Source organism: Schaalia sp. 19OD2882, from assembly GCF_018986735.1.
GTDB lineage: Bacteria > Actinomycetota > Actinomycetes > Actinomycetales > Actinomycetaceae > Pauljensenia.
In genome coordinates this window covers 2,002,006-2,013,976 of record NZ_CP065521.1, presented here as the reverse complement: position 1 = coordinate 2,013,976, position 11,971 = coordinate 2,002,006, and the positions used below count along the sequence as shown (strand labels likewise).

The 11,971-nt window shown below is 68.6% G+C and carries 8 protein-coding genes; 5 read left to right on the top strand and 3 right to left on the bottom strand.

Annotated elements, in window-relative coordinates; genetic code table 11:
• Positions 1-51: 51 nt before the first annotated feature.
• Both I6B53_RS08775 and pta read right to left on the bottom strand, forming a co-directional pair.
• Positions 52-1,245, bottom strand: coding sequence for an acetate/propionate family kinase (locus tag I6B53_RS08775; protein WP_216763864.1), 1,194 nt, complete (start codon positions 1,243-1,245; stop codon positions 52-54).
• 55 nt (positions 1,246-1,300) lie between these two features.
• Complete coding sequence (gene pta, locus I6B53_RS08770; RefSeq protein WP_216763863.1) at positions 1,301-2,800, bottom strand: phosphate acetyltransferase; 1,500 nt, start codon at positions 2,798-2,800, stop codon at positions 1,301-1,303.
• Between the two features lie 98 nt (positions 2,801-2,898).
• On the opposite strand from pta, the gene I6B53_RS08765 reads away from it, so the two are divergent.
• From I6B53_RS08765 to pgi, 5 genes are all read left to right on the top strand, one after another.
• Positions 2,899-3,228, top strand: coding sequence for a DUF3017 domain-containing protein (locus I6B53_RS08765; protein WP_253953842.1), 330 nt, complete (start codon positions 2,899-2,901; stop codon positions 3,226-3,228).
• Positions 3,229-3,321: 93 nt separating this feature from the next.
• The gene (locus tag I6B53_RS08760; RefSeq protein ID WP_216763861.1) at positions 3,322-4,539 is read left to right on the top strand and encodes an NADP-dependent isocitrate dehydrogenase; all 1,218 of its coding nucleotides are present in this window, start codon (positions 3,322-3,324) and stop codon (positions 4,537-4,539) included.
• A gap of 115 nt (positions 4,540-4,654) precedes the next feature.
• Positions 4,655-5,992, top strand: a complete 1,338-nt coding sequence (locus I6B53_RS08755; protein ID WP_216763860.1) for a dicarboxylate/amino acid:cation symporter — start codon at positions 4,655-4,657, stop codon at positions 5,990-5,992.
• Between the two features lie 99 nt (positions 5,993-6,091).
• Positions 6,092-8,374, top strand: a complete 2,283-nt coding sequence (locus tag I6B53_RS08750; RefSeq protein WP_216763859.1) for a 6-phosphofructokinase — start codon at positions 6,092-6,094, stop codon at positions 8,372-8,374.
• A gap of 115 nt (positions 8,375-8,489) precedes the next feature.
• The gene (pgi, locus tag I6B53_RS08745) at positions 8,490-10,172 is read left to right on the top strand and encodes a glucose-6-phosphate isomerase (protein WP_216763858.1); all 1,683 of its coding nucleotides are present in this window, start codon (positions 8,490-8,492) and stop codon (positions 10,170-10,172) included.
• Between the two features lie 131 nt (positions 10,173-10,303).
• Here pgi and I6B53_RS08740 read toward each other — a convergent pair whose 3' ends face one another.
• On the bottom strand, positions 10,304-11,923 hold the full coding sequence (locus tag I6B53_RS08740; protein ID WP_216763857.1) for an alpha/beta hydrolase: 1,620 nt from the start codon (positions 11,921-11,923) through the stop codon (positions 10,304-10,306).
• Positions 11,924-11,971: the final 48 nt, after the last annotated feature.

Here is an 11,971-nt window from a genome sequence, read left to right as displayed (position 1 = left end):
CGGGCTCCGCCGCCTCGTGCCGTCACGGCCCAGTGGCCGGCTTCATCGGTCTCAGATCAGTGAGAGCGCTTGGCGCGCAATGGCCAACTCCTCATTCGTCGGCACCACCATGACCCGCACCGACGAATCCGGCGTGGAGATGGTCCGGGACTCGCCGCTGTGCACGGCATTGGCGGCCTCGTCGATCTTGACCCCGAAGGGGGCCAGGCGTTCGCAGACCTCCGCGCGCAGGGCCGCATCATTCTCCCCGATGCCCGCCGTGAAGGTGAGCACGTCCAGCCCTCCCAGCTCGGCCGTGTAGGAGCCGATGTACTTGAGGATGCGGGTGATGACGATGTCCAGGGCCAGGCGGGCGCGGTCGCGGTCCTCACCCTCGGGGCCCTGGGCCATCTCACGCACGGCGCGCATGTCATTGTTGCCGGTCAGTCCCTTCAGGCCCGACTTCTTGTTGAACAGGGTGTCCATCTCATCAGTGCTCCAGCCGGTCTGACGCTGGACGTGGAAGGCGACCGCCGGGTCGATGTCGCCCGTGCGGGTGCCCATGACCAGTCCTTCCAGAGGGGTCAGGCCCATCGAGGTGTCGATGGCGCGCCCGGCCTTGACGGCGGAGGCGGAGGCCCCATTGCCCAGGTGCAGGACGATCTGGCGCAGGTCCTGGTGCCCCAGGACCTCGCTGACGTGGGCGGACACGAATTGGTGCGAGGTGCCGTGCGCGCCGTAGCGGCGCACTGCGTGCTTCTCGGCCACCTCACGGTCCAGCGCATAGGTGGCGGTGGCCTCGGGCAGGCGCTGGAAGAAGGCCGTGTCGAAGACGGCGACGTGCGGAATGTCGCTCATGAGTTCGCGCGCCACGTCGATGCCCTTGAGGTGGGCGGGGTTGTGCAGGGGAGCCAGGGTGCACAACTCCTGGATGAGGTCGCGCACCTCGTCGGTGACCAGCGCCGGCCCGTCGAAGTACTTGCCCCCCTGGACGATGCGGTGCCCGACGGCGACCACATGGGACTCGGTGAGGTCCGGCCCGACCTCGTGGAAGAGACGCAGGACCTCACGCATGCCGGCCTCGTGGTCGCTGATCGGCTCGTCCAGTTCGGTGACGGACTCTGCGTAGGTGTGCCGGATGCGTCCTTCGGACTCGCCGATCCTTTCGACCAGGCCCTTGGCGATGGCGGCCCCGGTGCCGGGGTCGATGAGCTGGTACTTGATGGAGGAGGAACCGGAGTTGATGACGAGGACGGTCTGGGACACGGGACGGCCTTTCGGATGTGGTCAGATCGGGGGGGGGGGGGGGGAGGGGACGGGGTCAGCCCTGGGCCTGGACGGCGGTCAAGGCGACGGTGTTGACGATGTCTTGGACCAGGGCGCCGCGGGAGAGGTCATTGACCGGCTTGTTCAGGCCCTGCAGCACCGGGCCGACGGCCACGGCGCCGGAGGAACGCTGCACCGCCTTGTAACCGATGTTGCCCGCATTGAGCGAGGGGAAGACGAAGACGTTGGCGTGCCCCGCCACCGGCGAGTCCGGCAGCTTTTTCGAGGCGACGGCCCGGTCCACGGAGGCGTCGAACTGGATCGGGCCTTCGATGGCCAGCTCCGGGTCCTTCTCGCGGGCGATGCGGGTGGCCTCGACCACGGCGTCCACGTCCGGGCCGGAACCCGAGGTGCCCGTCGAGTAGGACAGCATGGCGACCTTCGGGTCGATGCCGAATCGGCGGGCGGTGGCAGCCGAGGAGATCGCGATGTCGGCCAGTTGCTCGGGAGTGGGGTTGGGGTTGACGGCGCAGTCGCCGAAGGCCCACACGCGGTCGGCCATGAGCATGAGGAACACGGAGGACACGATCGAGACGCCGGGGGCCGTCTTGATGATCTGGAAGCTGGGGACGATGGTGTGGGCGGTGGTGTGTGCGGCGCCGGAGACCATGCCGTCGGCGTCACCCATGTGCACCATCATCGTGCCGAAGTAGGACACGTCCTTGACCTTCTCGCGAGCCTGCTCGACGGTGACACCCTTCTTGGCCCGCAGGCGGGCGAACTCCACCGCGTACTTCTCGGACAACTCCGGGTCCTCCACGCTGACCACGCGGGCGGCGGACACGTCCAGGCCCAGTTCGTCGGCGCGGGCGCGCACGGCGGTCTCGTCACCGACGAGGATCACGTCGGCGATGCCGCGCCGGAGGACTTCGGCGGCGGCGGTCAGGACGCGGTCGTCCTCGGGTTCGGGCAGGACGATCCGCTTCCTGTCGGCGCGGGCCCGGTCGATGAGATCGGCCTGGAAGGCCAGGGGAGTGACGGCGTCGGGTGCGGGGGCGGTGTCGAGAGCGGCCAGGGCGTCCTCTCCGAGGGGCAGCGGCAGGACGATCACGCCCTCTGGGTTCACTTCGGCGGCGGCGGGGGCCGGCAGCGCCACTGCGACGATCTGCGCGTGGTGGGCGGCGGCGCGTGCACGGGCCGAGGCGATCTCAGCGGCGACGAGTTCGGCGGGCAGACCTTCCGTCTCCACGGCCAGGACGACCTTCGCATTCGTCGAGGCGGCCAGGTCGAGATTCCAGCCCAAGGAGTCGAAGGAGCGCACGGGCGTGTCGACGACCCCGTCGACGAGGACGGTTTCGCCCTCAAGTGCGCGGACGGCGGCAACGGCGTCGACCAGGGCGGACTCGGTCCGGGTGGCGGCCGCGCGGGCGTCAGTGCCGACGAGGGCGTCGACACGGGCCAGGGGACCGCGCGCGGCGAGGAGGGCGGCGAGGTCGTCGTTGACCAGGGCTGCGGCGGAGGCCTCGGTGGAGATGACGAGGATTCGGGAAGTCACGGATGCTCCTTCGGGCGTTCAACGGGCGACCTTGCGAGGTCGGCGCAAGGCCAGCGTCAATCGTAGACCCGCTGCGCGGCGCCGGGTCTGGACCGGGTGTGACCTTGCCCGTGACGGCAACTACTGTGGGGCGGGTGAAGAAGGGTGTGACGAGGCGGCGCCTCGGGGTGTGGTTGACGACGGGCAGTGTGGTCTTCGTCGCCCTGGGGGTGTTCACGGTCGCGGTCCTGACGCTGACCAACCACCCGCACCGGGCGGTCCTGCTCCTGTCGGCCCTGCTGGGGGTCATGGGGGTGCTGCGGGCGGTGTGGCCGTCCAGGCCCTGGTTCGCCTCGCGTCACAGGGTCGGCGACGTCGCCCTGTACCTGTCGCTGGCCGCAGGGATCCTCGTGTTCTCACCGTGGACCGCCGCAATGGGGCAGGGCTGAGTCGGCCGAGGGGCCGACAGTCGGACGGGTATCTCGACATCGAGTAATCTTGCGTGGGAGGGACACCCGCAGGTGCGTGACGAAGGAGCCCACATGTCGAAAATCAAGGTCGCAGGCCCGGTCGTCGATCTCGACGGCGACGAGATGACCCGGATCATCTGGCAGTTCATCAAGGATCGCCTGATCTTCCCCTACCTGGACATCGACCTGCGATACTACGACCTGTCGATCCACAATCGTGACGCCACTGAGGACCAGGTGACCGTCGACGCCGCCCACGCCATCAAGGAACACGGGGTCGGCATCAAGTGCGCCACCATCACTCCCGACGAGGCCCGCGTGGAGGAATTCGGCCTGAAGAGGATGTGGAAGAGCCCCAACGGGACCATCCGCAACATCCTGGGCGGAGTCGTCTTCCGCGAGCCCATCATCATGGCCAACGTCCCGCGTCTGGTGCCCGGATGGACAAAGCCCCTCGTCGTGGGCCGCCACGCCTTCGGCGACCAGTACCGCGCCACCGACTTCAAGGTCCCCGGCGCCGGAACCGTCACCCTGACCTTCACCCCCGAGGACGGCTCCGAGCCCATCGTGCACGAGGTCGTGCGCATCCCCGAGGGCGGCGGCGTGACCATGGGCATGTACAACTTCAACGAGTCCATCGCCGACTTCGCACGCGCCTCCTTCGCCTACGGGCTCAAACGCGGCTACCCCGTGTACCTGTCGACGAAGAACACGATCCTCAAGGCCTACGACGGCGCCTTCAAGGACATCTTCCAGGAGGTCTTCGACACCGAGTTCCGCGCCGCCTTCGAAGCTGCGGGCCTGACCTACGAACACCGCCTCATCGACGACATGGTGGCCTCCGCCCTGAAGTGGGAGGGCGGGTACGTGTGGGCGTGCAAGAACTACGACGGCGACGTCCAGTCCGACACCGTCGCCCAGGGCTTCGGCTCCTTGGGCCTGATGACCTCTGTCCTGGTCACCCCCGACGGGCGCACCATGGAGGCCGAGGCCGCCCACGGCACCGTCACCCGCCACTACCGCCAGCACCAGGCCGGAAAGCCGACCTCGACCAACCCCATCGCCTCCATCTACGCCTGGACCCGGGGCCTTGCCCACCGCGGCACCCTGGACGCCACCCCCGAGGTCATCGGATTCGCCGAGACCCTGGAAAAGGTCGTCGTCGACACCGTCGAGGGCGGGCGCATGACGAAGGACCTGGCGATGCTCGTCTCGCCGGAGACCCCGTGGCTGACCACCGAGGAGTTCCTGGCGGCCCTGGACGAGAACCTCGCCCGGCGCCTGGCCTGAGGACTGCGCCCGCTGCCCGAGGCGTCCCGACATGTGGGAGTGCGTCGGGTGGGACAGGGACGAAGTGCATTCTTGACCCATCCTTCAACGCTTCGTGAGAGATGGAGACCTCCCCATGCGCAACTTCCTGACCAAGAGCGGGATCCTGGTGTGGGTGATCGTCGCGATCATCCTGGCCGTGGCCCTCGGATCCATCAGGATCGGCGAGGCCCACCTGGTCCCCGTGGAGCTCGGGCGCGTCTTCGCCACCTTCTCCGCCCTGTTCAGCCAGTTCCTGTCCTTCTCGATCCCCCTCATCATCATCGGCCTGGTGACCCCGGCCATTGCGGACCTTGGCAAGGGGGCCGGCAAGTGGCTGGGCATCACCGCAGCCATCGCCTACGGCTCGACCCTGGTCGCCGGCTTCGTCACCTGGCTCGTGTGCGCCCTGACCTTCCCCACCCTGCTCGGCGGTCGACTGGCCGACGTCAAGAAGCCGGGCGCGGCCCTGGAGACCTACTTCACGGTGGAGATACCGCCGGTCACCGGCGTCATGACCGCGCTTCTGCTCTCCTTCGTCGTCGGCATCGGCTTGTCGATGATCCCGCGAGGGGTCCTGCGCAAGGGATTCATCGAGTTCCGCGCGATCATCTCCAAACTCATCGACAAGATCATCATCCCGCTGCTTCCGCTGCACATCTTCGGCATCTTCCTCAACCTCACCTACACCGGCGAGGCCGGGTCGATCATCCTCACCCTGCTGTCGGTGGTCGTGGTGGTGATGCTGCTGGAGGTCGTCATCCTGGGCACCCAGTACACGGTTGCCGGCACCATCGCCCGAAAGAACCCCCTGACCTCGATCGTGAAGATGCTGCCCGCCTACTTCACGGCGCTGGGCACCTCCTCCTCCGCGGCCACCATCCCCGTGACCCTGCGCTCGGCGCGCAACATGGGGGTCTCCGAGCCGGTCGCGAACTTCACCATCCCCCTGTGCGCCACCATCCACCTGGCAGGATCGGCCTCGAAGATCTTCGCCTTCGCCTTCGCCATCGTCTTCACCCAAGGCATCCAGGTGAGCCTGTGGCAGTGGGTGGGCTTCATCTTCATGCTCGGCATCACCATGGTGGCCGCCCCCGGCGTTCCCGGTGGCGCCATTGCCGCAGCCACCGGCATCCTCACGTCGATGCTGGGCTTCGACGAGGCGGCGGTGGGCCTGATGATCGCCACCTACATCGCCCTGGACGCCTTCGGCACCGCCACGAATGTCACCGGCGACGGGGCGATCGCCCTGGTGGTCGACAAGCTTTCGGGTGGGCGCCTCGGGGACGAGGGAGACCCGCAGAACGCCCGGGAACTCTCCTTCGACGGCATGGCCTACCTGGACAGGGTCTCCGTGGCCGGCGTGGTCAGCCCGGAGGAGCTTGCCGCTTCGGCGGCCGCCAACGGCGGGGGACGGCCAGCGGGCGAACACTGATCCCGGTCCCGCTCCCAGGGCATGGTCAGGTCAGGGCAGGGGCCATAGACTTGAGGGGCCGACGAGGCGTCGGCGCCGACGACGATTGGAGCGCTCGCCATGGAACAGTCCGCGCCCGGTACCGGTGTGCGCATCGGTGTCCTCACCTCCGGCGGTGATGCCCAGGGAATGAATGCGGCGGTGCGGGCCGTCATCCGCACGGCGCTGGCCCACGGCGCCCAGCCGTACGCCATCTACGAAGGATGGTCGGGCGCCGTGGCCGGCGGTTCCGCGATCCGCCCGATGGACTGGGCCTCGGCCTCGAACATCCTCCACGCCGGGGGCACCCTCATCGGCACCGCCCGCTGCGACGAGTTCCGCGAGTACTCGGGCCGCCACCAGGCGGCACGCCACCTGCTGGAACACGACATCGACCGGCTGGTCGTCATCGGCGGGGACGGCTCCCTGTCCGGCACCAACGAATTCCGTGAGGAATGGCCCCAGCACGTCGCCGAACTGGTCGCCGAGGGCGTCATCGACGAGGAACGGGCGGCCGCCCACCCGCGGCTGGTGGTCGTGGGCCTGGTCGGGTCCATCGACAACGACCTCGTCGGCACGGACATGACCATCGGCGCCGACACGGCCCTGCACCGCATCATCGACGCCATCGACCAGATCTCCTCCACGGCGGCCTCGCACCAGCGGACCTTCATCGTCGAGGTCATGGGACGCCACTGCGGCTACCTGCCGCTCATGGCGGCCGTGGCCGGCGGCGCAGACCACGTCTTCACCCCCGAGGACCCGGCCCGCCCCGGCTGGGAGGACGAGATGACCGAGCGCCTCCAACTCGGCCGCAAGGCCGGGCGCCGCGAGTCGATCATCCTCGTCGCCGAAGGCGCCACCGACCACGAGGGCAACGACCTCACCACCGCGCACATCGCCCAGGCCCTCAAGGAACGCACCGGGGAGACCGCGCGCATCACGATCCTCGGCCACGTCCAACGCGGCGGCTCGCCCTCGGCCTACGACCGGTGGATGTCGACCCTGCTGGGATACGCCGCCGTCCAGGAGATCTTCGACTCCCAGGACCAGGAGGAGGCGTGCATCCTCGGTGTGCGCCGCAACCGCCTGACCCGCATCCCCCTGATGAAGGCCGTCACCGACACGCGCGCCGTCAAGGACCTCGTGGCCCGCGGCGACTTCGAGGCCGCCCAGGCCGCCCGGGGCACCTCCTTCACGACAATGGTGCGCATCAACGAGATCCTCTCGCGCCCACCCCAGCTCATGGAACGACCCGCAGAGGGCACGAAGCGCGTGGCCATCATCCACGTGGGGGGCCTGGCCCCCGGGATGAACACCGCCGCACGCACGGCAGTGCGCCTGGGCATCGCCCGCGGCTGGACCATGCTCGGGGTCGAAGGATCCTGGGCCGGCCTGTCGGAGAACAAGGTACGCGAAATGTCCTGGTCGGACGTGGAGGGTTGGGAGTTCCGCGGTGGCGCGGAGCTGGGCACCCGCCGGCCCGTCCCCGCGGTGGAGGAGTACTACTCCATCGGGCGTGCCATTGAACGCAATGACATCGACGCCCTCATCGTCATCGGCGGCATGAACGCCTACCTGGGCGCCCACGCCATGGATGCGGAGAAGGGCCGCTACCCGGCCTTCCGCATCCCGACCGTCCTGGTGCCGGCCACCATCGACAACAACGTGCCCGGCGCGGAACTGGCCATCGGCGCCGACACGGCCCTCAACAACGCCATCTGGACCCTGGATCGCATCAAGGAGTCCGCGGCCGCCTCGCGCCGTTGCTTCGTCGCCCGCATCATGGGGCGCACCTGCGGGTACCTCACCCTCATGTCGGGCATCGCCTCGGGCGCCGAATACGCCTACCTCAACGAGGAACCCGTCACCCTGGAGCGCATCGACGTCGACGCCAAGAAGATGCGCGCCTCCTTCGAAGAGGGGCGCCGCCTGTTCCTGGCCGTCGTCAACGAGGACAACGACACCCACTACACCTCCGAGTTCCTGGCCTCCGCCTTCGAGGCCGAGGGCAGGGGCCTGTTCGACGTGCGCCACAGCTCCGTGGGGCACCTGCTCCAGGGTGGCACGCCCAGCCCCTTCGACCGCCTCCTGGCCACCCGCTTGGCCGCCAACGCCCTGGACGAGGTCGCCGCCCAGTTCGAGTCCGGCAAGCCCAGGTCCGTCTACATCGGACAGGTCGAGGGCGAGAACTCCGTGCGCCCGGTGGACCGCATGTTCGAGGACCTCGATGTGCCCCACCACCGCCCCTTCGTCCAGTGGTGGGAGGAACTGCGCCCGGTGCTGTCCACCGTGTCCTTCAAGGACCCGGAGGCGGAGTTCATCCCCGTGACCATCCACGACCAGCCGGGCGGCGGCAGCTGAACGCGTGCGGCCCCGCCCTCGTCCCCGGACCAGGGGCCCGCGAGGCCGCCACCGGCCACCCCTACCCTTGGACCGACGCACCCGTGCACACGCACGCACCGCCGAAGGAGACACGATGAGTGACCTGACCCCCCTCGACCCGACGATGACCCCCGCGTGGGACGCCCTGGACGCCCGCGCCGAACTCTTCGACCCGGACCTGCGCGCGTGGTTCGCCGCCGACCCGAACCGCGCCACCACGTGGACCCGCACGGCCGGTGACCTGCACGTGGACCTGTCGAAGAACCTCGTCGACGAGGGCGTCCTGGCCGACCTGCTGGCCCTGGCCGAACAGACGAAGGTCGCCGAGCTGCGCGACGCCATGTACGCCGGCGCCCACATCAATGTCACCGAGGACCGCGCGGTCCTGCACACCGCCCTGCGCCGCCCCGAGGGCGATCACCTGGAGGTTGACGGACAGGACGCCGTGGCCGACGTCCACGAGGTCCTGGGCCGCGTCTTCGACTTCGCCGACCGGGTCCGCTCCGGCGAATGGGTGGGCGTCTCCGGCAAGCCCGTGCGCACCGTCGTCAACGTGGGTATCGGCGGCTCCGACCTGGGCCCCGTCATGGCCTACGAGGCCCTCAAGCCCTACGTGCAGGCGGGCCTGGAGTGCCGCTTCATCTCGAACATCGACCCCACGGACGCGGGGGAGACCACGAAGGACCTGGACCCGGAGACCACGCTGGTCATCGTCGCCTCCAAGACCTTCACCACCCAGGAGACCATCACCAACGCCACGGTGGTGCGCGACTGGTTCCTGGGCGCCCTGCGCGAACGCGGCCTGCTGGCCGCAGGGGACGATGCCGCCGAGAAGGACGCCGTCTCCAAACACTTCGTCGCCGTGTCCACCGCTCTGGACAAGGTCGCCGCCTTCGGCATCGATCCGGACAACGCCTTCGGCTTCTGGTCATGGGTGGGCGGGCGCTACTCGGTGGACTCGGCCGTGGGACTGTCCCTGGCAATCGCCATCGGCCCGGACGGCTTCGCCGAGTTCCTCGACGGCTTCCACACGATGGACCGCCACTTCGCCGAGGCCGCTCCGGCTGACAACGTGCCGCTGCTCATGGGCCTGCTGAACGTGTGGTACTCGAACTTCCTGGGCGCCGACACCCACGCGGTGCTGCCCTACTGCCAGTACTTGCACCGTTTCCCCGCCTACCTTCAGCAGCTCGCCATGGAGTCCAACGGCAAGTCCGTGCGTCGCGACGGCGCTCCCGTCACCTACGAGACGGGCGAGGTGTTCTGGGGAGAACCGGGCACCAACGGCCAGCACGCCTTCTACCAACTGATCCACCAGGGCACCCGCATGGTCCCGGCCGATTTCATCGCCTTCGCCAGGCCGGCGTGGCCGCTGAAGGATGGCGAGGCCGACATGCACGAGATGTTGCTGTCGAACTTCTTGGCCCAGACCAAGGCCTTGGCCTTCGGCAGGACCAGCGAGGAGGTGCGTGCGGAGGGCACGCCCGAGGCGGTCGTCCCGGCCCGCGTCTTCACCGGCAACCGTCCGACCACCTCGATCATGGCGGCCGAGTTGACCCCGTTGGTCCTGGGTCAGCTCATCGCCCTGTACGAGCACATCACCTTCGTCCAGGGCGCCGTGTGGGGCATCGACAGCTTCGACCAGTGGGGAGTGGAGTTGGGCAAGGTCCTGGCCAAGCAGATCCTTCCGGCTGTCGAGGGGGACGAGGAGATGCTCGCCCGTCTGGACGCGTCGACCCGGGGGCTCATCGGGTACTACCGGGTGAACCGTGTGTGATCGTCGCGCCGATCCTTGGCAGGGGCCGCCCTTTCGGGGGTGGCCCCTTGCCGTCGTGCCGGGCGAGGTCGGCGCGGGCGCGGCGGAGCCCCCGCCTCGGCGGCGGGGGCTCTCGTCCGTTCGAGGAACCGTCAGGACGCGGGACCGGGGGAACACGTCGTGCCCGCATCAGGCACGACCCCGTCGATGAGGTACTTGCTCGCGATCTTGTCGGCACACGCCGACTTTCCGGAGAATGACGCGCCGTGGCCGACGTCCTCCAGTGTCACGAGGACGGCGTTGCCCAACTGCTTGGTGAGCGACTGGGCGTACTGATAGGGGGTCGCGTGGTCGCCGGTGACCCCGAAGACGAGGATCGGCGTCGTCACCCGGGAGGCGTCGAAGGAGGTCGTGATGTCTTGGCCGAACTCGGGCAGTGTCGAGCACGACAGATCGGCGAAATCCTTGAGGACGTCCTGCGCGGACTGGGCATCGTCCTTGAGGAAGCTCGGCAGCTCCGTCTCCTTGACGTCGCTGACGAGGGCCTGGATGTCGGGCATGCGGGGGAACGAGTGGCAGGCGACGATCTCGCCGGCGGTGTCGACTTCGGCCTTCGACTCCTCGGCCTTGGCGATGAGGGCGTCGACGGCCTCCTGGTTCGAGGAGGTGGCCCGCGTCAACAGGGTGAGGGACTCGGCGCGATCGGCGGGGGAGCCGTAGAGGGAGCTCGTGACGAACTCGATGAGGGACTGACCGTTGAACTCGGCGCCACCGCTTCCCTTCAGCGGGGCGGAGTCGAGGGTCTTCTTCAGGTTGTTGATCCCCGATTCGTCGGTGAAGGGGCACGAGGCAGGAGTGCCGTCGGAGGTGCGCAGAGAGGGGCAAGCGGCGGCCATCGCCGCGGCCGCGCGGCCGACGGCGACCTGCTGGTCGAAGCTGTGGACGAGGGAGCCCCACTGGGCATCCTCGGCGGAGTCGAGGATCATCCGTCCGGCCTTGTCCGGGAAGAGCGTGGCGTAGGTGGCGCCGAGCATCGTCCCGTAGGAGTACCCGAGGTAGTCCAAGCGCTCGGCACCCGACAGGGCGCGCAACATTTCCATGTCACGGGCGACCTGCGAGGTCCCCATGTAGTGGGTGATCGGATTCGCCTCGATGCACTCGGCGAGTTGGACGGCTCGCACTTCCGACTCGGACTTGCAGGAGAGCGGGGTCGACGCCCCGATCCCTCGGGGGTCGAATCCCCACAGGTCATGGGAGGAGAGGATGCCGGAGAAGTCCGGGCTCAGAGGCAGTCCAAGGGTGTACTCGACCCCGGAGGCACCCGGGCCCCCGGGATTGCCGAAGAGGGGGGAGGCCGCGGACGGATCCCCTGTCGAGGGGATGCGGACGATCGCCAGGTCGACGGTCCGCTCATCTGTCGGGTCGGCCCAGTTCATCGGAGCCTTGACGGTCGCACACTTGACGCTCTTGGCGTCGACCCCGGCCTGGGAGAGCGCCTGCGCGTACCCCTCGGGGAGCTCCACTCCTTCACAGGCCGTCCAAGCGATCTCCTGGCTGTAGAAGCTCGAGAAGTGCTCGGCCTGCCAAGAGGCGTCGAGGCCGGTGTCCGAGGCGACGGGGACCGCCGACATCGAGTCCGGATGCGCGGAGGACGACATGTCGACGCCCGGGGCGGAGGAACATGCGGCAAGCAGGAGAGCGCACGACGCGAGGGGGACGAGGCGCGGGAAAAGAGGGGAACGGGGGCGAACTCCGGGTACGACTGGCGTCACGAGGAATCCTCCTTGTCACTTCATGTGGATCGTGGTTTTGGACTGAAG

What these genes read in the sequence shown, in the direction of transcription:
- I6B53_RS08760 (WP_216763861.1), top strand. Translation starts at nt 3,322, where the DNA reads ATGTCGAAAATCAAGGTCGCAGGCCCGGTCGTCGATCTCGACGGCGAC.
- I6B53_RS08755 (WP_216763860.1), top strand. Translation starts at nt 4,655, where the DNA reads ATGCGCAACTTCCTGACCAAGAGCGGGATCCTGGTGTGGGTGATCGTC.
- I6B53_RS08750 (WP_216763859.1), top strand. Translation starts at nt 6,092, where the DNA reads ATGGAACAGTCCGCGCCCGGTACCGGTGTGCGCATCGGTGTCCTCACC.
- pgi (WP_216763858.1), top strand. Translation starts at nt 8,490, where the DNA reads ATGAGTGACCTGACCCCCCTCGACCCGACGATGACCCCCGCGTGGGAC.